The sequence below is a fragment of the Nonomuraea sp. NPDC050783 genome, assembly GCF_040802095.1.
Lineage (GTDB): Bacteria > Actinomycetota > Actinomycetes > Streptosporangiales > Streptosporangiaceae > Nonomuraea.
Genome location: NZ_JBFAHK010000026.1, coordinates 77,976 through 102,723, shown reverse-complemented (window position 1 = coordinate 102,723; position 24,748 = coordinate 77,976). Strand labels below are relative to the sequence as shown.

The following is a 24,748-nucleotide window of genomic DNA, read 5'->3' as shown; positions in this document are numbered from 1 at the left end:
CGCAGTCAGAGGAGGGACCCCCGATGTTCCAGCCCGACATCCCGAAGATCCTGGAGATCCACGCCGCAGAGCGGGCCAAGCGGAAGCGGCCGGACGGCACGGCGCAGTACGTGCTGCTCAGCGAGGAGCACACGCACCTGGCCGCGGACCCGTTCACCGAGCGGATCGAGCGCGAGCCGGTCCGCGACCACGTCACGGTCGCGGTGATCGGCGCGGGCTTCGCCGGCCTGATCACCGGCGCGCGCCTGAAGGAGGCGGGGGTCACCGACGTCCGGATCGTCGAGAGCGGCGGGGATGTCGGCGGGACCTGGTACTGGAACCGGTATCCGGGGGTCCGGTGCGACGTCGCGTCCCTGATCTACCTGCCGTTACTGGAGGAGACCGGGTACATGCCCACCGAGTGGTACTCCTCCGGCGAGGAGATCTTCGAGCACTGCCGGCGCATCGCCAAGCACTACGACCTGTATGACAAGGGACTCTTCCACACCCGGGTGACCGATCTGGAATGGGACGAGACGGCCCGGCGATGGACGGTGCGCACCGACCGCGGCGACGAGTTCACCGCGCAGTTCGTGAGCTACGGGCTCGGCCACCTGTCGGTGCCGAAGCTGCCGGGGGTCCCCGGCGTCGAGACGTTCGCGGGGCACATGTTCCACACGAGCCGATGGGACTACGCCTACACCGGTGACCCTGACGGCGGGCCGCTGGACAACCTGCGGGACAAGCGCGTGGCGATCATCGGGACCGGCGCCACCGCGGTGCAGGCCGTTCCGGAGCTGGCGACGGCGTGCCAGGAGCTGTTCGTCTTCCAGCGCACCCCGTCCGCGGTCGAGGTGCGCAACAACCGCCCGATCGACCCGGAGTGGTTCGCCCGGATCGCCACGCCGGGCTGGCAGCGGCGCTGGCTGGAGAACTACGCGGACAACATGACCGCGGCCGTGTCGCCGCGGGAGGACCTGGTCGACGACAGCTGGACCACGCTGGCCCGGCTGATGCGCGACTCCGGGGGCGAGGGGCCGAGCACGGACCCGGACGCGCCCGAAGGGGTCAGCGGCGAACTGTTCGCCGACCTCAGGAAGATGGACGAGCTCCACGCCCGCATCGACGCGACGGTGAGGGACCCGCGGACCGCTGAGCTCCTCAAGCCCTGGTACCACCTCCCGTGCAAGCGGATCACGTTCCATGACGAGTTCCTGGACGCCTTCAACGTGCCGACCGTGCACCTGGTCGACACCGACGGCAAGGGGCCCGAGCGGATCACGGAGCGGGGGGTCGTCGTCGCCGGCGTCGAGTACGAGGTCGACTGCGTCATTTTCGCGTCCGGGTTCGAGGTCAACACCGCGCCGACCCGGCGGGTCGGGTTCGACGCCGTCGGCCGCGACGGCGCGCGGCTCTCGGAGTACTGGGCCGACGGCATGCGTACCATGCACAGCATCCACGTGCACGGGTTCCCGAACGCGTTCCTCGTGCAGCCGGCCACGGGGGCGATGAGGTTCTCCAACGTCTCGCACATCCTGATGGAGTCCGCCCAGACCGTCGCGACGGTCATCGCGCACGCGGTCAGCGAGGGCATCGGCGTCGTCGAGGTCACGCGGCAGGCGGAGGACGACTGGATGCAGAACGTGGGCGTGGACGAGGGATGGGCCTCGTTCCTGACCTCCGACTGCACCCCTGGCTACGTCAACAACGAGGGAGGGGGGCTCGGCGCGTTCTCCCTCTTCCAGGACTATCTGAGCCCTGACGTGATGACGTTCTTCCGGATCCTCCAGGAGTGGCGTGACGCCCGGGAGTTCACCGGCCTGGAGTTCCGCTGACCGCCTCCGCCGCGCATGAGGGGGGTCCTGGGAAAGTGCCCCACCAGGCCGAGGCCATCAGGGTCTTGTTCGCGGACGTCCTCGGTGTTCCGGACGTCGGGCCCGGCGACCACTTCCTCCGGATCGGCGGGGATTTCGCGGCGGCGAACCGGCTCGTCGGCCGGATCCGCGCCGAGCTCGAAGTGGAGCTGACCCTGCGGGACTTCCTCAAGGACCCGACACCGGCGGGGCTGGCCGCGCGCCTCGACACCCAGCCCCTGGTCCCGGCCCCGGCCCCGTCTCCGGCCCCGTCTCCGGCCCCGGCCGTGCTCGACGACGCCGGCCCGGCCGCGCCCGCCGGCGCGGACAACGCGGCCGTCCACGCCGAGATCACCGCGCGGCTGCGCCGGATCACTCCAGCTCCCGCGCCGCCCCCGGCCGCCACCTCCGCCGGCCGCTCGGCGGACGCCTTCGTCGCCACCTCCGCCGGTCGCGCGAGCGACGCCGACGCGCCGGTGTTCCTCACCGGCGCGTCCGGCTTCGTCGGCGCCTTCGTGCTGGCCGACCTGCTCGCGCGCGGCCGCCGGGTCACCGTCCTGCTCCGGGGCGGTACGGCGCGGCGCGGCGCGCTCATCGACGGGCACCTGAAGCGGCTCGGCCTCTGGCGGGACGACTACGCGGCCGGGCTCGACATCGTGGCCGGCGACCTCGTGAAGCCGGCACTCGGCCTCGACCGTGCCGCCTACGACGAGCTGGCGCGGAGCGCGGGACAGATCGTGCACTGCGCGGCGTGGGTCAACCACGTCCTGCCCTACGCCATGCTCGCCGACGCCAACGCGCACAGCGCCGCGGCGATCCTGGAGCTCGCCGTGACCGGGCGCCGCAAGCCGGTGACCTTCGTCTCCACCAAGGGCGTGCTCTCCCCGGCGCACCACCCGCCGGGGACCGAGATCGCCGCCGGACCCGTGGTCGCGCTGCCCCCGGACCACGACGGGTACGGCCGCTCGAAGGCGGTCGCCGAGGCGTACTTCGGCCGCGCCGCCGAGCTGGGGGCCTCCGTGTCGGTCGTGCGCGTCCCCGGCGTCTTCGGTGACCGCCGCGCGTACCAGATCCAGCCGAACGACGCCGTGTGGAGCTGGACCAGGTCCATCCTGCTGACCGGGCGCTACCCGGCCAGCTACGACCTGCCCGGCAACGAGCTGCTCCAGGCGCTGCCCGCCGACGTGGTGGCGCACGTCGTCCTCGATCTCGCGCAGCCGCGGGAGGAACCGGGCTGCCGCTTCGTCAACGCCGTCCCGAACCGGGTGTGCGGCACGCGCGACTTCGTCGCCGGCCTGCGCGAGGCGGGGCACGCGGTCGAGCCGATGGACGACCGCGAGTGGCACCTGGCGGTGAGCCGCCTGGACGTCGACGACGTGTGGGTCGCCGCCGTGGCAGGCGAGCTCGCGACAGTGCCGGGGATCGACCTCCCGCAGCGGTTCCCCCGCTTCTCCGCCGAGGGCGAGCCGGCCGTGTCGAAGGCCGTCGACGCGGCGGCGATCTCGACGCCCCAGGACGTGGCCGGGTACATCCGGTCGCTGGGGAAGGCGACGACCGGCGGCTGACTCCGTACTGGCCGCCGGCCGCGGCCGGGGATCACCCGGCCGGTCCCGAGCCGGTCTCAGCGTCCGAAGTAGACCGTCTCGTGCAGCGGCCCCTGCGCGAGGAACGCCCGGACGGCGCGGTGGTGGTCCTCGGTCCGGGCCACCGCCCCGCTGATCCGCGGTTGCACCGCGTCGGCCTCCGCGACCCCACCGTCCCGGACAGCGGCCAGCACCCTCTTCGTCGCCGCGTGCGCCCGGGTGGGGCCGTGGGCCAGCCGCATCGCGTACGCGCGCGCCTGGTCGGCGAAGGCGGCCGGATCGAACAGCGCGTCGACCACTCCCCAGTCGGCGAGCGTGCTCGCGCGGTAGAAGTCACCGGTCATCACGAGCTGGGCGGCGCGGCTGCGCCCGGCCCGCGCGGCCAGCCGCTGGAGGCCGCCCATCGAGGGGACGAACGCGACGCGACGCTCGACGAGGCCGAACCGGGCCGTCCTCGTCGCGAGGACGAAGTCGCAGGTCAGGGCGATCTCGAAGGCGGCGGTGAGGGTCAGCCCGTGCGCGGCGAAGACCGTCGGGCACGGCAGCTCCTCCAGCGCCCTGACGGTGCCCAGCTGCTCCGCCCAGAACCGCTCCGCGCCGTGCCGCGACAGCTCGTCGAGGATCGTGACGTCGAGCCCGGTGCTGACCACCCGCCCGTGGGCGTTGATCAGCAGCGCGCGGGGCGGGTTCCGCGTGAGCCAGTCCGTCGCGCGACGCCAGCAGTCGAGCATGGTGCGGTCGAAGACGTTCTCCGGGGGCCGGTCGATGGTCAGCACCGCGAGCGGGCCGTCGAAGGACAGGCGCAGCGGAGGCGCGTCGCCCAACGGCGGGCCGGCCGGGCCGGTGAGGTCGCGGGCGGCGGTCATGGCCGGACCGCCCGGAAAATACTGATCGCGTTGTTGCCGCCGAAGCCGAAGGCGTTGTTCTGGACGTGGCGGACGTCGGCCGTGCGGGCTGTCCCGGTGACGAGGTTCAGGCCGAACTCGACGCGGTCGGCGTCGGTCGCGGTCGGCGGGACCACGCCGTGGCGGAGCGTGAGGCAGGAGGCGACCGCCCCGGCCGCGCCGGCCGCTCCCATGAGGTGCCCCACCGTGCCCTTGATCGCGGTGACCGCGGCCTGGGGATAGCGGGAGGTGAAGAGCTTCCCTTCCACCTCGTCGTTGATGACGCTGCCGGTCCCGTGCGCGTAGATGACGTCGATGTCCTCGGGGCGGATCCCGGCCCGGGCCAGGGCGGCTTCGTGGCAGGCCGCCACGCCCACGGGATTGAGCGCGGTGGGATGGCTCGCGTCGTTGCCCACGGCCACGGACAGGAGCTCCGCCCACGGGGTCACGCCCTCGCGCAGCGACCGCTCGCTCTGCAACACGAGTATCCCCGCCCCCTCGGACGGGGTGACGAACCGCCGCCCGGCGGCGAACGGGCGGCACGGCTCGGGACCGATGGCCTGGATGCTGTTGAACCCGATGATGTTCTTCATCGAATAGGCGTCCGCGCCGCCGACCACGGCGACGTCGCAGACGCCCGCCTGGATCATGTCCACCCCGCAGGACAGGGCGACGTTGGCCGAGGCGCAGGTGTTCTGCACGACGAACGCCGGGCCTGACGTCCCCACGGCGAGGGCGACGGCTTCGGCGACCGAGTAGCTGGAGATCCGCGCGTCCTTGGTGTCCCCGGTCCCGGCGACGGCGGCCTCGAACTGGTCGGCCTGCCCGTCGCTGGTCCCGACGCACACCATGGCGGAGCCCAGCAGCGGGTCGTCCGGCGCCAGCCCCGCGTCGGCGAGCGCGTCCAGCGCGCAGGAGACCGCGTAGGCGGAGGCGGTTCCCGCGAACGGGACGCCGGCCCGCCAGGCCCTGGCCCGGGCCGCTTCGGCCGCCGCGGCCGGCACCCGGCCGCCGAGCGTGCCGGGTCTCATGCCGTCGTAGTGCGGGCTGAGCTCCGTGAAGCAGGGCTCGGCATCGCACAACGTGCGCCAGAACGCGTCGAGGCCCGGGCCGCTCGGCGCGATGACGCCCATCCCGGTGACGAAGATGCGTGATGTGGAGGGGCTCACCGTTCGCTCCGTCCCGGATCGGTGGTGTGGTCGGACATGCGGGTCACGCGCACCGCCGCGCGCTGTGCCGGCGACTTCCGGCACTCCAGGACCGCCGTGTCGCCGACGGGAAGGTCCAGGATCCGCCGCAGGAAACGGCCCAGGGCGAACGCTCCGTTGCGCTCCGCCGGATCCGCGGCGTCTCCCGCGCACGCACCGTGGACGCGGTGACCCGGCGGGTCCGCGGCCGTGGCGGGACGGAAATCGAAGACGGCGGAGAACTCGTCGCCGCGGGCGAGCACGGCGTGCGCGATACCGGACCGGCAGCCCAGCTCGGGCTCGTGCCGCAGCGCGTCCGCCCGCGTCTCCGCCGAGTACATGTCCCCGACCAGCAGCCGGCACACCGAGCCCGGCGACCGGTCCAGCGTCGCGTGAGCCTGCCAGAACGCCATGACCGGGGTCAGGAGGTGTGCGCCCAGAGTGAGGTTGGCGCCGGTCGCGCCGGTGGCCATGGCGACGGAGGCCGCCGCCGCGCCGGAGATGGCTTGCGGGAAAGCCTGGGGCGACAGGCGCCGGCCCAGGCGCGGCGCGTCACGTTGGAGGCCGGCGAGGGCCTGGGCGTTGCCGTACTCGGTGCCGACGATCACCGTGTCGCGCGGGCGCTCGGCGGCCGCGTCCGAGCTGCGGGCCGCGTAGAGACACAGGCGGGTGAACGAGTCACGGAACCGGTCACCCGCGGTGCCGACCACCCTCTCGATGTCCTCGGCCTCCGGCAGCGGCTGCTCGCCGTCCCCGCGGTCCGCGGCGTAGATCTGTACCTGGTCCACGCGGAAGGTCATGGTCACGACGAGACCTCGCGGCCTGTCCCGCGCCGGCTCGCGGACCTCGCTGAATGTGTGTCTATTTGCACGGCGGCTGGCCTTCCTTTATTCGGTGCCGAAAATCAACATTCCCAGCGGGGGAGGGCGTCACGTCAATGCCCGGCGGCCCGCGCGGAGGGGGCGGATCGAATCGTTGACCCTTTCTCGGGCCCGCAATTAGGATCCGAAAGTAATCGATAACCAGGTGTTCAGCGTGTTGTACGCTGTTCTGCGAGGGGTGACCGCATGAACAAGAAGTTCGAGGAAATTGTCAGGTCGGTCGGCGAGCTTCCGGAATCTGTTGTCATCGACGAGACGCAGACATTCGAAGCGGACCTCAATATCGATTCGCTGAAGCTGCTGGATGTCATCGTCAATGCCGAGGCCGAGTTCGGGGTCGAGATCGAGGACATCCACCGGTTCACCACCGTCGGCGAGTTGTGGCGGCACATCGAGCTCCTGCAGGCCGGGGCCCAGGTCTGACATCGCGCCCGCCGGCCGCCCCCGGCCGGCTCGGGCGTCTCGCCGGCGAGACGCCCGAGCAGGGCCCGGGCGCTGCCGCGCCGGCGCGGCCCGGCCTCATCCCGTCGCGATCCGGTGGTTCGCGTCCCTGGAGCCGCACACATCGTTCAGCTGCTTGAGATACGCCAGGCCCGACAGGACCTCGTCCGTGGGCAGGCCGAAGTCGATGAGGCAGGCGATCTCGTCCACGCCGAGCTCGGCGAGGCGCGCGACGACCTGCTCGCCCTTGGCGACCGAGCCGAGCAGCCCGACGTTGTCGAAGTAGTGCTCGAAGGAGCGCTCGACCAGCAGGTCGATCTCGTCGGCCCCCAGGCTCTCGGTGCTGAGGTCCGACGCCAGGATCAGGCCGAGGGAACTGCGCAGATAGTCCGTCAGCGGCGGCCTGACCACCTCCCGGACGGCCTCGGTGTCCTCGCCGAGGAACGTGTGCACCATCACCACGACATGTCCCCGCCAGCCGGCCGGACCGGCCTCCGCCGCGGCCTTCCGGTACTCGGCGATCTTCTCGCCGACCTGCTCGACGCTCTGCCCGAGCAGGTGGGTGAGGATCCCGGCGCCGATCCGGCCCGCGCTCCGGAAGGTCTCGACGTCCCCGACGCTGCTGATCCACACGGGCAGCTCGGCCTGCACCGGGGGCGGGAACGAGCGCACCTTCGTCGGGTTCCCCTTGCCGTCGGCGACCTCGACGGGTTCCCCGCGCCACAGCGCCCGCACCTGCTCGACCCGCTCGAACATCTCCGCCCGGCGATCCGCGTAGGCCGACGGGTTCAGCGCGAAGTCGGTGGCGTGCCATCCGGAGGCGAACGAGATCCCGGCGCGGCCGCGGGAGATGTTGTCCACCACCGACCATTCCTCGGCGATGCGCAACGGGTGGTGCAGCGGCGCCACGACGCTTCCGGCCCTGATCCCGACGCGGTCGGTGATCGAGGCGATCGCCGCGCCGGTCACCGAGGGATTCGGATAGGTCCCCCCGAAGGGATGGAAATGGCGCTCCGGGGTCCACACGGCGTGGAGCCCGTTCTCGTCGGCGAAACGGGCGCCGTCGAGCAGCAGGCGGTACCGGTCGTCCTCGGCGGCACCGCTGTCGTTCGCGAAGTAGAAGAGGCTGATATCCATTCTGCTTTCCCCCTGGATTTTCACGGTGCCACGCGCGAGAGTGCGTTTGTCCGGTCGGTCCGGTGCGGATATCCGGCGCCGTGCTGGAGCGGTATGCGCGACCCTAGATGCGCGCGGCGCCGGACATCAATCGACCCGTGGCTCCCCGGTGATCCCGGGCGCGGGGTCTTGTCTCGCTGGCGAGACAGGCGCGACACGTGCTGCGGCCCGCCGGGTGCCGTCGTGCCGTCGGCAAGGGTTTCCGGCACCGGCGTAGGGGTGCTTATAGTCGGAGTGCTCATGATCGGGGTCCTTATAAAGGAGAGCCGTGGCCAGTCCGTTCGAAGACGAAGAAGGCGCGTACGTGGTCCTCGTCAACGCCGAGAACCAGCACTCGCTGTGGCCCGCGGTCGCGGCGGTGCCCGCCGGCTGGACGGTCGTGCACGGTGAGGACACCCGCCAGAGCTGCCTGGAATACGTTTCCGCGAACTGGACGGACATGCGCCCGGCCAGTCTGATAAGGGAGATGGCCGATGAGCCGCGGTAGCGAGGTGATGGGCGCGTGACCGCCGAGGGTGAGTTCCGCAACGCCATGGACGAGTTGGTGGTCGCCAATGTGCGCAAGCTCCTGGGAAACCCCGACATCGGCCTCGGCGACGACTTCCTGGCCGCCGGCGGCAACTCCATCGTCGCGATCCGCCTCGGGCAGGCGCTGCGCGAGGAGCTCGGCCTGCCCAGGATCACCGGCGTCATCCTCAAGAACCCCGTGCTCAGCGACCTCAGCGACGCCCTGCGCGCCCTGGCCGGTGAGGCCGCCTGACCCGCCGCCCCATCCAGAAGACGAAACACGGGCGACGCGAGTAGCCCGTGTCCGACCATCGGCCAGGGAACCATGGACGAGGCTCGTACATCCCATCCGATCGCCCCGGAGGACTTCCGCACGGCGCTGGCGAACCAGGCCGCCGGCGTGGTGGTGATCACCACCCGGGTGGGCGGATCCCTGGCCGGGCTGACGGTGACGTCATTCACGTCGGTCAGCCTGGCGCCGCCGCTCGTCTCGTTCTATGTCGACGGCAATTCCGCGACGCTGCGCCTGCTGAGGGTGGCTCCGTTCTTCGCGGTCAACATTCTTGCCGGCCACCAGGCCGATGTCGCTCGCAGGTTCGCGGCCAAAGGGTTCGATCGATTCGAACCGGCCGACTTCTGGTACCCCTCCGAGATCTCCGGCCTGCCCCTCGTCAAGGGCTCGGCGGCCCGTCTCGTCTGCTCCTCGCGCGCCACGGGCGGCGGGGTCCTGCAGATAGGCGATCATCTGTTGCTGGTGGGCGAGGTGGTCTCCGCCGAGGTCGACCAGGAGAGCCAGCCGCTGCTCTACCGGAAAGGCCGGTTCGGCCACTTCGTGGACCACGATGTCGACCCTTCGGGAGTCCCGAGCGGACCGTAGGAGGGGACCGTAGAAGGAGCAGCGCGCATGAGGCGTGACATCGACGCCCGGGAGCACAGCCGTCACTGCCGCGGAACACGAGAGATCGGACGATGACCATTGCCGAGTACAGCGTCGACCTCCCGCCTGTTCGGACCCGCCAGGCCCGGCGCCTTGCACCTGCTCAACCGGCTGATGACGGCATCGCTGACCCGCGATCACGCGTCGGCCGCCGACATCCCCGAGCCGATCATGGCGACGTACTACGCCCGGCGCGCATCCGCCAGGCTGATCACCGATGAGGTGACCACGCCGCCGGCACTCCCCGGCTCGACCTTCACTCCGAACGGGCCCAGGCCGGGCGCCGTGCCCCGCGAGACGACCGTCGCGGAGATCCGCTCCATCGTGGCCGACTTCGCCGCCGCTGCCGGCGCTGCCGCCCGGCGTGCGATCGACGCCGAGCTCGGAGGGTGGAGGTACACGGCGGCCACGGCTCCTGCACCCACCATCCCTGCCGGAGGTCACCCACCACCGCGCCGAGGCCCGTGGCAGCCCGGCGGCTGGCCGCATCCGCTTCGCGGCCGAGGTGGCCGAGGCCATCGCCGCCGCGATTGGCCCCGCACGGGCGGGCTTGTGCACCGCCCGCTGTACTACGGCCAACGCCATGCACGATCACGGCATTGAGCGCGTCGATCCCGAGCTCGCCGGCGCGCCACTCGCCGTGTCGTTCTAGGAGGCTTTGGCGGGGCGGTAGACCAGGTAGAGCACGCCCGTGGTGAAGGTCTCGGACTTGACCAGCTCCAGGGGGACGGGCTGGTCCGCCTCGTCGAACAGGCGCTGGCCCTTGCGGACGGCGATGGGGTGGACCAGCAGGTGCAGCTCGTCCAGCAGCCCGGCCTGCAGGAGCTGGCGGATCACGGAGATGGAGCCGCTCATGGCGATCCGGCCGCCCGGCTCGTTCTTCAGCGCGGTGACGGCCTCGATCAGGTCGCCGCGCAGCAGCTCGGAGTTGCGCCAGGTGAACTCCAGGGCCTGGCGTGAGACCACGATCTTGCGGGCGTCACCCAGGGTCTTGGCGTAGCCGGCGTCCTCGCCGCCTTCCGCCTCGATGGCCGGCCACGCTCCGGCGAAGCTGTCGTAGGTCTTGCGGCCCAGGAGCAGGGTGTCGGCCGACTGGGCGGCCACGGCGGCGCCCATCTCGTCGTTGAAGTAGGGGAAGTGCCAGTTGCCGGGCTCCTCCACGACACCGTCGAGGGAGATGAACAGGCTCGCGGCGATCGTCCTCATGATGATGTTCCTCCAAGGTGGGGGCTGTCCGGCCCGGCCGTTTCTCGATGTGCTGACAGCCTCGCGCACCTGGCTTACCGAACTCTTAAGATCCTCCTCCCACCGTCCTGACGCGCGCCATAACACGACGATCCACCCAGGTACGGACCATCAGCACGCCCGAGCCGCCCTCGCGACCGCCTCGGCCCTCAGCCGGCTCGGCCGGCTCGGCCGGGAGGCGCCGCGGCGTAGGCGGTGGTGGAGGCCGTGATGCGGCGGATCGCGTGTTGCAGCTCGGCGATGGTCTCGTCGTCGATGCCCAGGGCCTGGCTGATGGCGGCCGGGACGTGCCGGCACCGGTCCTGCATCGCGCGCCCCTCGGCGGTGAGCGTGACCTCCACGGAACGCTCGTCGTCCGGGCGGCGTCGCCGGCTCAGCAGGCCGTGCGCCTCCAGGCGTTTGAGCAGCGGGGACAGGGTGTTGTAGTCGAGCCGCAGCTCCTCGCCCAGCTCGCGGACCGTCCGGCTCTCGTGCTGCCACAGCAGCACCAGCACCAGATACTGCGGGTAGGTCAGGCCCAGCGGCTCCAGCAGGCCGCGATAGACGGCGGTGATCCCCCGCGAGGCGGCGTACAGGTCGAAGCAGAGCATGGGAGACAGCGGGCTGGACTGGTGAGAGCTCGCCGGACGAGGCTCGGTCGCGGCCATGATCTCATCCTACCTCCCCTCCTACGCCTGCGATTTGGACGCGCACGAGGTATATGGGCGGCGGCGGCAACCGGTGACCGCCACCGCCCCACGGGCCTGGCTCAGCCCTTCAGGAAGGACAGCAGCGCCTCGTTCACCTCGGCGGCGTGCGTCCACAGCAGGCCGTGCGGGGCGCCCTCGATCTCGACGTACATGGCCCCGGGCAGCTGCCTGCGGAACTGGCGGGCCGTGGCGTCGATCGGCAGGATGCGGTCCGCCGTGCCGTGCACGATGAGCGCGGGCAGGCCGGAGGCGGCGACGGCGGCCACGTCGGCGCGGAAGTCGGTGATCCAGGTCGGCACCGCCGCCGTGGAGGCGTGGGCCGAGGCGCCCGCCGCGACGTTCCAGCTGCTCCGGAGCGCCGCCTCGCTGAGGCGGGTGCCGAGGTTCTCGTCGGTGTTGTAGAAGTCCGCGTAGAAGGTGTCGAAGTAGGCGTACCGGTCGGCGGTCGCCGCGGCCAGGATGCCGTCGAAGACCGACTGGTCCACGCCGGTGGGGTTGTCGTCGGTCTTGAGCAGGAAGGGCTGAAGCGAGGCGAGGAAGGCCACCTTGGCGAGGCGCGCCGTGCCGTACGTGCCGACGTAGCGGGCGACCTCGCCGCTGCCCATGGAGAACCCGGCGAGCACGACGTCGCGCAGGTCGAGCGTGCGCAGCACGATGTCGAGGTCGGCGGCGAACGTGTCGTAGTCGTAGCCCTTGGTCGGCCGGCTCGACCGGCCGAACCCGCGCCGGTCGTAGGTGATCACCCGGTGGCCCGCCTCCAGCAGGGCCGCGGTCTGCTTCTCCCAGGAGTGGCCGCTGAGGGGGTAGCCGTGGATCAGGACAACCGGCCGGCCGGAGCCGTGGTCCTCGTAATAGAGCTCGATGGGGGTGGTGTTCTCGGTGCCGACGGTGATGTAGGACATCGGTTTCTCCTGGTCGGGGCGGTTCCTTGCTGACGAGCATGACTGTACACGCTTAAATCGCGCGCGAGATAATCGCCTACGTGGTGATGTGCGGCACGTCCGGCCGGTTCCGCGGACGGGCGGCACCTCGTCGTTCTTCGGACCCGTTCGAGACCTACGGGCGGTTGATCGTGCGTGCCGCCGCGGCGGCGATCGTGGTGGCGAGCACCCAGCCCGCCACCGTGAGGGCCAGGGCGACGGCTTTTGCCGGGCCGACAGGGTCCCAGGCGGTGTCGTGGCCCAGGCTCACCAGCGGGATGAGCAGGTCGAGCGTGTACAGGAAGGGGTCCCACGTGGGATGTTCGTCGAGCTTGACCGGGCAGAGCCCTTCGGCCCCGGCCGGGGCGGCGCCGCACCGGACGGTGGAGAAGTACAGCGTGCCGAGGGCGAGCAGGACGGTGACGCCGATGGCCGCACGCCACGGCTGGTAGCCGTAACCGAGGACGAGGTCCTGGACCCGGCCCCACATCCGCTGGGCCAGGCCCTGCCCGGCCGCGGCTCGGCGGAGCTTCTCGCGCATCACCTGGCCGGCTTCCCGGTTCAGGCCGCAGGCGCGGTAGGCGGCGGCGAGCTGCTCGTACGGGTGCGGCGCGTAGATGTCGCCGCCGCGCCGCAGCCAGGCCAGCCGCTGGCGGGCCGAACGCGGGGGCAGCGGTTGCAGCCGTTCGTAGACGGCGCCGTCGAGCTCCGTTCTCGGCGCGTCCTGCGACAGGTCCCGCAACGTCCCGAGCCTGGCGTTGCGCAGCGACACCCGGCCCACGCTGCGCGGCGCGGGGGTCAGGACGGCCTTGCCGACCTGGGCATCGGACAGGTCGATCATCACCTCGTCCGCGGATGCGGCCCGCACCAGAGCTCCCGCCAGGTCGAGCTCCCCGGTGACGGTGCCGGCTCGCAGGCTGATCCGGCCGTTCACCGCGCAGGAGGCGACGCAGAGATGGCCGACGGTGGCCCGCTGCAACCAGATGCCCTCACCGGCCTGCGCGGCGAACAAGTCGATCCCGTTCACCTGGGCGCCGGCGAAGTTGAGCGAGCCTCCCACGACGAGTCCCGGGCCGGGTGGTTCTTCGTGCCGGGGCCCGTTGCGGCCGTTGAAGTCGCCGCCGAGGACGACCAGGTTGGCGTCGAGCGGGCCGCCGACCCGGGTGCGGTCCAGGTCGATGTCCAGGTCGATGTGGCTGCCCTGGATCCACACGTCGCCTTCGACCAGGGCGTCGCGCATCATGAACGTCCGCGCGCGCAGCACTTCGGCCGACAGCTCCGGCAGCCGGCACCCGTTCAGGCTCACGCTCTCCACCGAGGCCGGCGTGAGGTCGAGTTCGCTGTCCAGGAAGCACTCGGTCAGATCCAGGGCGCAGCCGATGACCGCGCCGCGGAGGTCGAGCCTGCCGGTGACGCGGGCGCCGGTGAGCCGCAGCGCACGCACCCGTCCCCAGGCCGGCGCGCGCCCGATCCCGGCACGGTCACCCTTCCTCCCGTCCGTGCTGTCGCCGGAAGGGCATCCGCTCCGCCGGCGTGGAAGCACCGAGGCCGGCGCGCCGCTTCCAGTACGCCAGCGCGTCGCGGGCGATGAGGGTGTCGGGATGGCCGGGCCCCTGCACCCGCCGCCGGACCGGCAGCAGCGCGGCGAACTGCTCGCGCGCCGATGCCGCGTCGCCGGCCTCGCCCGTCCAGCGGGCCAGCTCGTGCCGTGCGTTCAGGGTGGCCGGGTGGTCGGGTCCCTGGACGCGCTCACGGATCCGGATCAGGGCGGCGAACTGCTCGCGGGCCGCCGGCGCGTCTCCCAGCTTGCCGAGCAGGACCGCGAGCACGTGCCTGCTGCCAAGCGTCTGCGGGTGCTCGGGCCCGAGGACGCGCTCGCTGACGGGCAGCAGCCCCAGGAGTTGGTCGCGCGCCGCTTCCGGGTCGCCCGCCTGGCCGGTCCAGTAGGCGAGGTCATGACGGGTGCCCAGGGTGTCGGGGTGTTCGGGTCCCAGGACGCGTTCGCGGACCGGCAGGAGCGCCGCGGCGCCGTCACGGGCCGCCGCGGGGTCGCCGGCCTGCCCCGTCCACAGGGCGAGGGCATGCCGGGTGGCCAGCACGCGGGGATGGTCCGGGCCGTGGACGCCTTCCTGGAGGGGCAGGAGCGCGGCGAACTCCTCGCGCGCCGCTCGGGCATCGCCCGCGCCTCCCCGGTGGCCGGCGAGGTCGTGGCGAGCGGCGAGGGTGTCGGGATGCCGGGGGCCGAGGGCGGCGTGCAGGGCGGCGTGCCGGTCACGTTGCCAGGCGTGTGCGGTACGCGGGTCGCCGCTGGCGGCCAGGTACCGGATCGCCTGGAGCGTCCCGGCCGAGTCGGGGGCCAGGACGGTGCGGACATGGGGCAGGAACCGGGCGAACAGCGGCCAGGAGCCGATGTCCTCCGGGTCGGCCGGCAGGGCGGCTTCGAGCAGCCGGGCGGCCCGTTCGCGCAGCGCGTGGCGGTGCTCGTCAGTGAGCTCGGCCCGGATGACGGCGTGGACCAGGCGGTGCACGCCGACCAGGGGGTGTTCGAGCGTGTCGCCGGGACGGGCCCGTTCCGGCCGGGTGAGAGTGATCATGCTGTAGGAGGCGAGCAGGGCGACGGACTCGGCCACCTCCACCGAGGTGCCGAGCGCGCTCATGGGCAGGTCGGCGGAGGCGTAGCAGGCCAGCAGGCCCAGCAGTTCGACGGTCAGCGGGTCGCGGGCGGCCAGGGTGTGCCGGGTGACCTGCCACACGCGGGCGATCACGTGCCGATCGGCCTCGCCGGCCTCGCTCTGCCCGGGCGGCGAGGCGGCGTGCATCCGGCCGGGCGCCGCGGCCAGCAGACGCCGGTAGCCGGCCACCGTCATGCCGGGAGTCCCGGCGATGTAGCCGCCGGCCTGCACCAGGGCCAGCGGCAGGAACCCCAGCTCGTCGGCCAGGCTCTCCAGGTGCGCCGTCTCCGGGTCCGTGGTGCCGATCAGGTCGGTGAGCAGCGTCACGGCCTCCTGCGCGGACAGTTCGGGCAGCGGGATCCGGCCGCTGGTGGCGTCCCAGCCGGTCGATCGCCGGGAGGTGATCAGCACATGTCCCCGTTCCAGCCGCCCCAGATAGGGGTCCAGCTCGTGCGGGTCCTCGACGTTGTCGAATACCAGCAGCCACCTGCGGTGCCCGGCCAGCCAGGCCAACGCGTACGCGAACGCGTCCTGCTCCGCCAGAGGTGTCATCGGGGCCGTCCCGTCCTGGCCACGGGAGGTCACGGCCGCGGCCAGGGCCCGCCCCAGCTCGGCCAGCCCGCTCCTGACCCGGCCGGTGCTCTCCGCGGGGATCCACCAGATCAGCTCGTAGTCGTCACGGTGCGCGTGGGCGTACTGCAGGGCGAGCTCGCTCTTGCCGACGCCGCCCAGGCCGCAGATCGCCAGACTGACCACGCCCGCCTCGTCGCGCATGGCGGCAGCGAGCTGCCGCAGGGCGTGGTCACGGCCGACGAAGTGCCGGCCGGCCGGCCGGGGCAGCTCCACCATCCGCGGGGGCGGCTCCGGCACGCGGCCGAGCGGGCGAATCTGCACGATCAGGCCGATGAGCCCGACGACCATGCTGATCACGCTGGCACGCTGGTCCAGCAACGCCAGCACGTCATGGGGCAGCCCCAACACGTCGGCGAGGAACCCGGCCACCCCCAGCCCCAGCAGGCCCGCTGCGACCACCAGCAGGGTCCTCCGGGTCCGGCCCGCCGGCCGGCGTGCACGCCATAACCGCACGCTTCAAGCCTGCCCGGCGGGAGTCGTCCCGGCACCTGTCCGGCCGCGCCTTCCGCCGTCACGGGCGTACGGGCCGCAGTGGCCACGGCGCCCACCAGTTGGCGCGCCCTGCCAGCCGCATGACCGCAGGGACGAGGAGCGTGCGGATGAGGGTGCAGTCCACCAGGACGGCCAGGGCGATGCCGACTCCGATCATCTTCAGGACGACCAGGCTGGAGGTGGCCATCGATGACATGACGACGGCGACGATGACAGCCGCGGAGGTGAACAGCCGTCCGGTGTGCTGCAGACCGGAGGCGATGGCGGTGACGGTGTCGCCGGTGCGCCGGTACTCCTCGGTGATGCGGGACAGCAGGAAGATCTCGTAGTCCATGGACAGGCCGAAGGCGATGCAGAAGATGAGCGCCGGCATCAGGGCGTCGATGTTGCCGGTGACGGTGAAGTCGCCGACCAGCCGGCGCAGGTTCCCTTCCTGGAAGACGTACACCAGAACGCCGAAGGTGGCGGTGAGGCTGAGGGCGTTCATCAGCAGCGCCTTGAGAGCGAGGACCACGCTGCCGGTCAGCAGGGTCACCATGACGAAGGTGGTGATCGCGACGAGGGTCAGGGCCAGGGGGAGGGTGCCGGCGATGCCGTGCTGGATGTCGTCCAGTTGTGCTCCGGGGCCGGCGAAGGACACCTTGCCGGGGGCGGGCAGCCGACGCAGGCGCTGGACGATCTGGCTGTTCTCCACGGAGTAGGGCTCCTCGGCGGTGGTGATCAGCAGCCAGGTGCCGGCGGTGCCGGTGAACCGCCCCGCCGCCGCGGGCCGGCCGGCGGCACCGGCGATCGCGGTGGCCGTCGCGGTGCCGTGGGTGTAGGAGCCGGTGGCCGTGTCCACGCGGAGCACGCCGTCGGCGGCCGACATGCGCCGGGCGTAGTCGGCCAGGCGCGCGGCGGCCCGATCGGCGGCCCGGTCGGCGGCCCGGTCGTCGGCTGGGCCGGATGATGTCAGGCGCAGGTCGGGCAGGAGGGCCATGGTGGCGGCGACGCCTTCCTGCCCGGTGAAGTCCCGCCGCAGGGCCTGGGCGGACCGGGCGGCGGGGGCCTGGGGCGGCAGGACCCGGTCGTCGAGGGTGCCGAACCGGGCGTGCAGGAAGGGGCTGCCCAGGGCGATCAGCAGCGCGGCGGTGGGCACGGCCACGAACAGCGGCCGACGCGTGACGCCGATGGCCAGCCGGAACCACATCCCGCGCTCCACCGGCTCGGCACGGACGCGGTCTGCTCGCCACGGGCCGGGCACCGCGAGCCGGTTGATCCGCTCCCCGAGCAGGAGCAGCACGGCCGGCAGCACGATGAGGCTGGCGGTCGCCGACAGGATGCTGATCGTGATGCCCCCGATGGCGAAGGAACGCAACATGTCGAACGGGAACAGCAGCAGCGCGGTCATGGACAGGGCCACCGTGGCCGCCGAGTAGGCCATCGCCCGGCCGGTGGTGCGCATGGCCACGGCGATGGCCGCGTGGGCGTCGAGGCCGAGGGCCAATTGCTCCCGGAAGCGGGTGACGATGAACAGGCTGAAATCGACGGCGAGGGCGAAGCCCAGAGCGGTAGTGATGCTCATGGCGAACACCGAGATCTCGACGACTTCGGTCAGCAAGCGCAGCACTGCCATGGTGGCGACCACGGCGAAGGCGCCGACCAGCACCGGGAGCAGCGCGGCGACGAGGCTGCCGAACACGAGCAGCAGGATGACCAGGGTCAGCGGGGCGGCGATCAGCTCGCCGGTGCGGATGTCCCTCTCGCTGCGGTCCTGGGTTTCGACGCGGACCTGAGCCTCGCCGGTGGCGGCCAGGGTCAGGGGGCCGTACCGGCCGTTCAGGCCGTGCATGAGGCGGCGGGCGGTGTTGTTGCGTTCCGCGTTGTCACCCTTGAGGTGGATCAGGAGCCCTGAGCCCCGCCCGTCGCGGCTGCGCAGCATCGGTGAGCGATGCTGCCAGTAGGAGGTGACCTGGAGCACGCCGGGGTCGCGCGCGAAGCGGGCCGTGAGCTGTGACCCGGCCGCGGCCACGCTGGGAGTGTCCACCGGCTGTGAGGCGCGGGCGATGACGACGAAGTCGGCGTTGCCCGCGCCGAAGGCCCTCTGCAGGACGGCGTCGGTCTCCAACGAGGCTGATCCGGTCGGGATGATGTCGCCCAGGATGAGCCGGTCGTGCACGTCATGCCCGGTCAGGAGGGCGGCGATGAAGGCGACGACGGCCACGCAGAGCACGGCCCAGCACGACCGGCGGCGTGCCCGGCCGCCGGTGCCGCCGTCGCTCACGAGCGAGGTACCCGGCACGGGCAGGTCCTTTCCGAGGGGGCTCGGGGGTGGATTCATGCCAGACCGGCGCGTACCTGGCTCTCGGCGGCTCTGGCCAGCCTGGCGCGCCTTTCCCGCGGCCGTCCATGGGAGACGGGCTCCAGCGGCGCGGACAACCTCACCTCGGCGCGTAGGTGCCGGGTGGCGACCACCCGCATGAGGGAGACGTGGACGGAGTCGTCGCCGACCCACCCGCAGCGGGTGGAGGGAGTGTCGCCTTCGTAGTAACGAAGCGTGGCCGGGCACACCGCCGCGCCCGCGTCGAGGGCCGCCTGGAAGACGGCGGGGCGGAAGGGGCCCACGTCGGTCCCGCAGGACGTGGTGCCCTCGGGGAAGGCGACCACCATGTCGCCCTGGCGCAGCACCTCCGTGATCGTGCCGATGGCGGCCGGCAGCGCGGACAGCCGCTCTCTGTCGATGAACACGGTGCCGCTGACGGCGGCCAGGGTCCTGACCAGCGGCCATCGGCCGATCTCCTGCTTGGCGAGCGTGCGTGCGGGCAGGGTCGCCGTCACCACCAGCGCGTCGAGCCAGGAGACGTGGTTGGCCGCCACCAGCACTCCGCCTGCTGCCGGCACTCCGCCTGCTGCCGGCGTCCCGGCCGGCGGTGGGGATTCCGTACCGGGTCCGCTGATCCGTACGGTGACGCCCAGCGCCCGCAGGAGCAGCCCGGCCCAGCTCCTGATGACGCTCGCGCGCCAGGACCGAGGGGCCAGGCGCAGGGCGGGGGACAGGGACAGCCCTGCCAGCAGCACGGCCGTCCCGGCGCACAGGCGGGCCGTACGGCGTGCTCGGCCGGCGGCGCGGGCCGCCGGTGGGATGCAGGTCGCCGCCGAGCAGGGCGCGAGACGCAGCCACGGGTTGATCTCCACCTGGGGACCCGGACGTATGACGGAATGCGCGGGCTCCCGCCTGGTCACCACGCCGCCGGCCGTGAGGTGCGGCCACAGCGCTGGGCGGACACGGGCGGGAGCGGTGAGCGGGACGAGATCGGTCATGACGGGCTCCATGGCAACGACGTGGGTTCGGCCCGGCACCGACGACCGATGTCCGGCCGGAACCAGTGGTGAGCGTGGTCAGGCGGTCCGGTGTCTCCGGCGGCGCAGCTCCACGGCGGGCGGAAGGTTGCGCCAGATCGGTCCGAGCACCTGGATGTGGCTGAAGACCTCGTGCAGTTCCCGGCAGAACATCCGGCACGAGGGGGTCGGCCAGGCGGTGAGGGTCGTGATCGTCGTCATGCTTCCGCCCGGCACCGGGACGGACGGACCGGATCTCGCCGAGGACGCGCCGCCGCTGCGCCCGCGTCGGCAGGGTCCACGGCAGGGCGCTGACGACGGCGTCGACGGGCCCGGCTCCAGCGTCGTGGAGCAGACGTGTCAGTCGGGCGGCGTCTCCGGCGACCACCTGCAGCCACGGACGAGTGGCACACAGGTGACGCGCCAGCTCGGGATCGATCTCGACGGCGAGCAGGTGGCCGCGTCCGCCCGGGCGGAGGACAGGACGGGGGCAGAGGCGGGGGCGGGCTCGCGGTGGACGTCCCGTTCCTGCGGCGGGAGCGGCGGAGCGCGTAGCCCAGCCATGCCAGGGCGCCGACGGGGATGTCGATGGCGTAGGTGTAGAAGGAGTACAGCAGCGTGCCCGCGGCCGCCGGAGCGGCGGGCACTCCGAAGGAGACCAGCAACGCCGCGGTGCCGAGTTCGGTGACTCCCGACCCGCCCGGGGTGAGCGGCACGGTCGCCAGGAGGCGGTTGACCGCGAACACGGCGAGCGTCTCCCCGGGGCCCACGTGCGCGCCCATGGCGGCCAGGCATCCGGCCAGCAGGCCCGCCTGGAGCAGGAAGTGGCCCAGCATGCCCGCCAGGAGGCCACGCCAGCCGGTTCGCAGCACGCTCACCGCCGTGTTGCGTACCTCCACCAGCGCGCCCTCCGACGTGGCCGCCGACGCGCGCGAGCGGGGCAGGAGGCGCGCGGTCGTCCGGCTCAGGAACCGGTCAGCCGTCCGCGCAGGGCGCTCCGATCGCAGGGCGAACACGGTCGCCGTACCGATGGCCGCCAGGGAGACCACGATCATGACGCCGTGCCGCGCCCAGTCTTCACCGGGCAGGACCCCGAGCGGCAGCAGCGCGCCGAGTGCCGCGGCTGCCAGCGCGAGCCGCGCCAGAACCGACCACAACCCCGACACCAGCGCCGACGTCAGGATCGCCATGCTGCGATAGCCCCACGCCCGGACCATCGGGAAGGTGGCGGCGGTCCCCGCCGCGAAGCCGAACGGCAGGACATTACAGAACGTGATATTGGCCGCGTTCAGCACGAAGGCGCGGCCGAGCGTGAGCCCCGGCATCGAGGCGGCGAGCACGAACGCGTAGGACCACCACGCCCCCAGCCACAGCAGCGTGAGACCCAGGAGATGGGGCAGGCTGAGCCGGGCGAACCGCAGGCCGATCCCCTGCCAGTCCACACCCATGAGATAGGGAAGGACCACCAGCAAAGCCGGCGCGCTCAGGGAGGCGATGACCGTCAGGCACGCCCGGCCGGAGCCGCGTGCCCTGGCTCTGCGGATGGCGCCGTACATGATCGCGATCAACGTTCGCCGCCGCGTCTCGGATGGGGAACCAAGGAACCATCGGACCCGACCGTCGGCGGCCCGGCGGTGACCAAGTTGTCGGTGAGGCGGTACACGGCAGGGGCAGGCATGCTCTTCCTTTCGCCGGATTGGCTCCGACACTCACCTTTCCTAACTCTCTGTTACTTAATCGCTACTCTTCGTTTGCATCCGCCTCCGCCGTGGATGGAGGACTCCTGGCCGACAGGCGAGACGGTGGCCTGGAGGAGTGGGAGGCTTGGTGGATGCGTACCTGGTTCGAGCCCGACGAGGCCGAGGAGTTCGAGGCCACCAAGGACCTGCTGATCCGGCGGTGTGTCACCTGGGCGGAGGAGCACGGGCATCCGGTGGATGACCTGCTGCTCTCCGCCGCCGTCGACGCGCGGCACGAGAGCCGGGACGGCCGGCTGGCGTACTGGGACGAGGCGGGCATCAGGTTCTTCCTGCTGCGGTACGTGCCGTACGCGGTGACAGCGGCGCGGGAGGAGCTCGAACGAGCGCCGGAGGTGCTGCGGACGTACCTGCGCTATCTCGACGTCACGGGGCTCCGCGATCCGCGCGGCGCCACGCTCGCGGAGGCGGAGGGGATCATCGAGGGGGCGCGGGCGGAGTACGCGGCCGCGCTCGACGATCCGACGTTGCGGGGGCTGGCGACGTTCTGGGCGCACACGGCTCTTGAGCAGGGCGTCGATCTCACCGTCCCGGGGGCGTTCGAGCGGTTCAAGCGCGATCTCGACGCCGGGCGCGTTCCGTACGACGAGCAGGTGCTCGACCAGATCGTGGAGAAGCGCTTCCTGCACGGTGGCATCGGCGAAGAACGCGCTTTCCCGCAGCCGCCGGTCTCGCTGCCTCCCGCGTCCGAGCTGACGGAGGCCGCTGCGCGCAGCCGGATCGTTCAGCGGCTCATCGCCCTGGCCGGCTGGGTGGGTGAGGACGGTCGCGTTCTCACCGGCGCGGGCAATCTGCGCGTCGCCGACGCTCGGGAGGTGTCGGCCCTGCTGGGCACCGGCGAGGAGCGGTTGCGGGTCCGCAGCGCCACGGATCTGCCGCAGCTCAACCTGCTGCTCGCCTGGGCCAGGAAGGTGCGGCTGCTCCGTGTCAGCAAGGGCCGGCTGTTGCGCGTGGCCAAGGCCGCGCCCCTGCTGCGGGACCCGGAGGCGTTGTGGCGGCGGGCGTTCGAGGTGCTGCCGGAGCTGGGACGGGTGGTGACCGTGCCCGTCGCCACGTGGCGGCCCGAGCCGATCCTGGCCGAGGTCTTCGAGGAGATCCTGCCGGACGTGCTCAACTCCATGTACGGCCTGGCCGAGATGCCGGTCGTCCGGCTGGAGGAGACGGTGTGGCTGGCCTGCCAGGAGTACTTCGTTCTCGGCGAGGAGGAAGAGGGGCCGCGCGACCTCCGGCGGCGTGGGACCGCCGTGGACCTGGGGCGCATGTTCGAGGTCCTGGCCGAGCTCGGGGCTGTGGAGCTCTCGCGCGGTCCCGCCGATCCTCTCTTCGCGAGCGATCTCGACGACGAGGACCAGCCCCTGCCGCCGGACGCGGTCGAACGCCTGCGTGCCGCCCTCGCCGAGCCGGAGCTCCCGCTGGTCCGGCTCACTCCGCTCGGCGTGCGGGGCGTCCGCGACCGTCTCCTCGCCGAGGGTCGCGACGCTCCGCTCATCGGCGAGCTGGCCACCGCGCCGCCGGCCGGGCTGCTCGGGGTGCTCGCGCAGCACTACCCGCCGGAGGACGCCGTCGTGGAGCTCCAGGGATGGCTGGCCCGCCCGGGGCAGGACGTCGAGGGGTTGTTGCAGGCTGTACGGGATTGTCCGTTCCGTACGCGGGCGTGGGCGATGTTGCGGGTGCTGGCCGACGCCCTACCCGAACGGCGGCTCCTGCGGGACCTGCGTCACGACCCGGTCCTCGGGCCTGCCGTGTGGTCCCAGCTCGTCGATGCCGGGGAGCTGAGCCCCGAGGCGTTGAGCGAGCGGGAGAACCTGCTGATGGGGGCGGAGAACTTCCTGTCGATGCTGGAGCTCGCGGGGCCTGAAGGGCTGGTCGAGCAGCTCAGGAGCATGGGGGGCGGGGACGCGTACGAGTTCGTGGAGGCGATCCTGGCCTCGGGGCATCCCGATGTCGTGGGGTTGCGTGAGCTGCGTGAGCTGGTGGCCGAGCCGCTCCGCAGGACCGCCCGTCACCCTCTGCGCCTCGTCGCCACCCGGCCGCCGGGAGCCCGGGGCCGCAGGAAGAAGCGCAAGCGCTGATCCTGCCCGTCACCCGGCGGCGAAGAGCTTCTTCGCCCGCCGGGCATTGACCAGGCGCACGATCTCGTTCTCCCGCGCCGATCCCACCATGGCGGCGCTCGGCGCGGACGCCGTGACAGCCCGCGCAGGGCTCGCGGGTGCGGTGATCGTGGCCAGGGCGGCGGTCGCCGGCCACCCGGGCCGGGTCACGGTGGTCGGGCCGGACGGCGTGGGATTCGGCGCCCCCTGACGTCTCAGATCCAGCCCTGCTGCTTGGCGAGCAGGGCGCCCTGGAAGCGGTTCGCGGCGCCGAGCCGGTCGAGCAGCTCGGCCACGTGCCGCCGGTAGGTCCGCAGGCTCACGCCCATCTCCCTGGCCGCCACCTCGTCCTTGCGGGTGCTGGCCAGCAGGTACAACACCCGCCGCTCGCGCATGGTCAGGCCGGGCTCGGGGCAGGGTTCGAGGTCCTGCGCGTGGGCCCACACGCGCTCGAACAGGTCCGTCATCGTCGCGACGACTCCTGGCTGGGAGATCATCAGGGCGCTCCGGTCGCCGCCCTCGGGCTCGCTGGGGACGAAGACCACCGAACGGTCCACGATCACCATGTGCTGCCCGTCGCCGTCGATGATCCGGTGGTGGTCGCCGGCGCGGTGCAGGGTGACGCAGTGTTCCATGAGCGCCGGGTCGAGCAGGCTCTGGCGGGAGACGATGGTGCGCCGGCGGGCGCCCTCCCCGAGCCGCTGCAGGTGGACGGAGAGCCGGTCGGAGCCCGGGTGGTGGCGTTCGGGCTGCATGGCCAGCACTTCCTGGGCGTCGAGCGCGAGGGACCAGATGCGTTCGTTGATGCGGTCGGCGCCGTTGATCTGCTCGATGGTGACCGTACGGTCGGGCCCGCGCTGCTGCGCGCTCAGGAGGTACACCACCTCCCAGGCCGCCGAGATGCGGCGTTGCTCCGCGTTCGTCTCCAGCAGGCGCCGCCTGATCAGGCGGCTGATGCCGATCTCCGGCTCGACGGCGACAGGCCGGCCTGCCGGGTCGAAACGGATGAGGCCGAGCGCCGCGAGCCGCTGCAGGGTGGCTCGCAGGCCGTCCGGATCGCCCGCTGTCGTTTCGCGGCCGCTCAGGAGGTCGCGGTAAACGTTCTCATCGATGGCGGTCAGTCCGAGACTGCTGAGGCTCATGGGGCTCCCCGATGTAGCGAAAGGGGCCTGTGCGGCTGGTGGATCGCCAGTGACAGCAAGCTGCACGGCACTGCAGCTTGCTGTCGGCCCCGGCTGCTTACTTCAGTTGATCATTCGTGGTTATTGTCCAGGTGTCGGCGGCGCTGATCACCCAAATCGCGTATGTCGGCATTTGCCGGCATCCCCCACCGCCGGCTCGCACAAGAGGAGGATCCCTGTGTTCCGTGCACTCACCAAGATGAGCGATCGGCTGCTCAGCAGGTTGCTGCCCACCACCACCGCCGAGGCCGAGCCCTGCTGGTGGACCTCGACCGGCATCCGCTGCTGCATCTACGCCGGCCACACCTACTGCCGCTGAAGTC

The 24,748-nt window shown here is 72.1% G+C and carries 23 protein-coding genes; 9 read left to right on the top strand and 14 right to left on the bottom strand.

The features are described from left to right. Positions 1 to 23 precede the first annotated feature (23 nt). The gene (locus AB0H75_RS42880; RefSeq protein ID WP_367806381.1) at positions 24 to 1,814 is read left to right on the top strand and encodes a flavin-containing monooxygenase; all 1,791 of its coding nucleotides are present in this window, start codon (positions 24 to 26) and stop codon (positions 1,812 to 1,814) included. A gap of 35 nt (positions 1,815 to 1,849) precedes the next feature. Further along, positions 1,850 to 3,397, top strand: coding sequence for an SDR family oxidoreductase (locus tag AB0H75_RS42875; RefSeq protein WP_367806379.1), 1,548 nt, complete (start codon positions 1,850 to 1,852; stop codon positions 3,395 to 3,397). A 56-nt stretch (positions 3,398 to 3,453) separates the two neighbouring features. Here AB0H75_RS42875 and AB0H75_RS42870 read toward each other — a convergent pair whose 3' ends face one another. Genes AB0H75_RS42870 through AB0H75_RS42860 form a run of 3 tightly spaced genes read right to left on the bottom strand, consistent with a single transcriptional unit; the run spans position 3,454 to position 6,292 of the window. Continuing rightward, positions 3,454 to 4,281, bottom strand: a complete 828-nt coding sequence (locus AB0H75_RS42870; RefSeq protein ID WP_367806377.1) for an enoyl-CoA hydratase/isomerase family protein — start codon at positions 4,279 to 4,281, stop codon at positions 3,454 to 3,456. Beyond that, entirely contained in the window at positions 4,278 to 5,468 is a 1,191-nt protein-coding gene (locus tag AB0H75_RS42865) for a beta-ketoacyl synthase N-terminal-like domain-containing protein (protein ID WP_367806375.1), read from the bottom strand. The genes AB0H75_RS42870 and AB0H75_RS42865 overlap by 4 nt, the downstream gene beginning before the upstream one ends. Further along, positions 5,465 to 6,292, bottom strand: a complete 828-nt coding sequence (locus tag AB0H75_RS42860; protein WP_367806373.1) for a hypothetical protein — start codon at positions 6,290 to 6,292, stop codon at positions 5,465 to 5,467. Before AB0H75_RS42860 ends, AB0H75_RS42865 begins: the two co-directional genes overlap by 4 nt. Positions 6,293 to 6,553: 261 nt before the next feature. Between AB0H75_RS42860 and AB0H75_RS42855 the strand changes: the two genes are divergently transcribed. Continuing rightward, a complete protein-coding gene (locus AB0H75_RS42855; protein ID WP_367806371.1) occupies positions 6,554 to 6,790 on the top strand; it encodes an acyl carrier protein in 237 nt (78 codons plus the stop codon). Positions 6,791 to 6,886: 96 nt separating this feature from the next. On the opposite strand, the gene AB0H75_RS42850 is transcribed toward AB0H75_RS42855, so the two are convergent. Next, the gene (locus AB0H75_RS42850) at positions 6,887 to 7,945 is read right to left on the bottom strand and encodes a MupA/Atu3671 family FMN-dependent luciferase-like monooxygenase (RefSeq protein ID WP_367806369.1); all 1,059 of its coding nucleotides are present in this window, start codon (positions 7,943 to 7,945) and stop codon (positions 6,887 to 6,889) included. Between the two features lie 307 nt (positions 7,946 to 8,252). Here AB0H75_RS42850 and AB0H75_RS42845 point away from each other — a divergent pair, with 307 nt between their 5' ends. The 3 genes from AB0H75_RS42845 (at position 8,253) to AB0H75_RS42835 (ending at position 9,368) form a co-directional block, all read left to right on the top strand. Then, on the top strand, positions 8,253 to 8,471 hold the full coding sequence (locus AB0H75_RS42845) for an MbtH family protein (RefSeq protein ID WP_367806367.1): 219 nt from the start codon (positions 8,253 to 8,255) through the stop codon (positions 8,469 to 8,471). Between the two features lie 15 nt (positions 8,472 to 8,486). Further along, positions 8,487 to 8,744 (top strand): phosphopantetheine-binding protein, encoded by a 258-nt coding sequence (locus AB0H75_RS42840; protein ID WP_367806365.1) that lies wholly within the window; start codon positions 8,487 to 8,489, stop codon positions 8,742 to 8,744. Between the two features lie 72 nt (positions 8,745 to 8,816). Then, positions 8,817 to 9,368 carry a flavin reductase family protein gene (locus AB0H75_RS42835; RefSeq protein WP_367806363.1) on the top strand — a complete coding sequence of 184 codons (552 nt, stop codon included), beginning with the start codon at positions 8,817 to 8,819 and terminating at the stop codon, positions 9,366 to 9,368. 708 nt (positions 9,369 to 10,076) lie between these two features. On the opposite strand, the gene AB0H75_RS42830 is transcribed toward AB0H75_RS42835, so the two are convergent. The 9 genes from AB0H75_RS42830 to AB0H75_RS42790 form a co-directional block, all read right to left on the bottom strand. Continuing rightward, positions 10,077 to 10,634 (bottom strand): dihydrofolate reductase family protein, encoded by a 558-nt coding sequence (locus tag AB0H75_RS42830; protein ID WP_367806361.1) that lies wholly within the window; start codon positions 10,632 to 10,634, stop codon positions 10,077 to 10,079. 188 nt (positions 10,635 to 10,822) lie between these two features. Beyond that, positions 10,823 to 11,320: a MarR family winged helix-turn-helix transcriptional regulator gene (locus AB0H75_RS42825; protein ID WP_367806359.1), complete on the bottom strand. Its 498-nt coding sequence runs from the start codon at positions 11,318 to 11,320 to the stop codon at positions 10,823 to 10,825. 101 nt (positions 11,321 to 11,421) lie between these two features. Further along, complete coding sequence (locus tag AB0H75_RS42820) at positions 11,422 to 12,264, bottom strand: alpha/beta fold hydrolase (protein WP_367806357.1); 843 nt, start codon at positions 12,262 to 12,264, stop codon at positions 11,422 to 11,424. A gap of 154 nt (positions 12,265 to 12,418) precedes the next feature. Next, entirely contained in the window at positions 12,419 to 13,726 is a 1,308-nt protein-coding gene (locus AB0H75_RS42815) for a hypothetical protein (RefSeq protein ID WP_367806355.1), read from the bottom strand. 37 nt (positions 13,727 to 13,763) lie between these two features. Continuing rightward, a complete protein-coding gene (locus tag AB0H75_RS42810) occupies positions 13,764 to 15,986 on the bottom strand; it encodes a tetratricopeptide repeat protein (RefSeq protein ID WP_367806353.1) in 2,223 nt (740 codons plus the stop codon). A gap of 112 nt (positions 15,987 to 16,098) precedes the next feature. Next, positions 16,099 to 18,360: an MMPL family transporter gene (locus tag AB0H75_RS42805; protein WP_367806351.1), complete on the bottom strand. Its 2,262-nt coding sequence runs from the start codon at positions 18,358 to 18,360 to the stop codon at positions 16,099 to 16,101. A 35-nt stretch (positions 18,361 to 18,395) separates the two neighbouring features. Further along, positions 18,396 to 19,379, bottom strand: coding sequence for a lysophospholipid acyltransferase family protein (locus tag AB0H75_RS42800; protein ID WP_367806349.1), 984 nt, complete (start codon positions 19,377 to 19,379; stop codon positions 18,396 to 18,398). A gap of 78 nt (positions 19,380 to 19,457) precedes the next feature. Then, entirely contained in the window at positions 19,458 to 19,619 is a 162-nt protein-coding gene (locus tag AB0H75_RS42795; RefSeq protein ID WP_367806347.1) for a hypothetical protein, read from the bottom strand. Beyond that, positions 19,616 to 20,953, bottom strand: a complete 1,338-nt coding sequence (locus tag AB0H75_RS42790; RefSeq protein ID WP_367806345.1) for a YbhN family protein — start codon at positions 20,951 to 20,953, stop codon at positions 19,616 to 19,618. The genes AB0H75_RS42795 and AB0H75_RS42790 overlap by 4 nt, the downstream gene beginning before the upstream one ends. Positions 20,954 to 21,228: 275 nt before the next feature. Between AB0H75_RS42790 and AB0H75_RS42785 the strand changes: the two genes are divergently transcribed. Both AB0H75_RS42785 and AB0H75_RS42780 read left to right on the top strand, forming a co-directional pair. Beyond that, positions 21,229 to 23,226, top strand: a complete 1,998-nt coding sequence (locus tag AB0H75_RS42785; RefSeq protein ID WP_367806343.1) for a hypothetical protein — start codon at positions 21,229 to 21,231, stop codon at positions 23,224 to 23,226. Positions 23,227 to 23,272: 46 nt separating this feature from the next. Continuing rightward, positions 23,273 to 23,455, top strand: coding sequence for a hypothetical protein (locus AB0H75_RS42780; protein WP_367806341.1), 183 nt, complete (start codon positions 23,273 to 23,275; stop codon positions 23,453 to 23,455). A gap of 4 nt (positions 23,456 to 23,459) precedes the next feature. Here the strand turns inward: AB0H75_RS42780 and AB0H75_RS42775 are convergent, their stop codons facing one another. Further along, positions 23,460 to 24,386: a LuxR C-terminal-related transcriptional regulator gene (locus tag AB0H75_RS42775; protein ID WP_367806339.1), complete on the bottom strand. Its 927-nt coding sequence runs from the start codon at positions 24,384 to 24,386 to the stop codon at positions 23,460 to 23,462. Between the two features lie 217 nt (positions 24,387 to 24,603). Here AB0H75_RS42775 and AB0H75_RS42770 point away from each other — a divergent pair, with 217 nt between their 5' ends. Further along, positions 24,604 to 24,744, top strand: coding sequence for a hypothetical protein (locus AB0H75_RS42770; RefSeq protein WP_367806337.1), 141 nt, complete (start codon positions 24,604 to 24,606; stop codon positions 24,742 to 24,744). Positions 24,745 to 24,748: the final 4 nt, after the last annotated feature.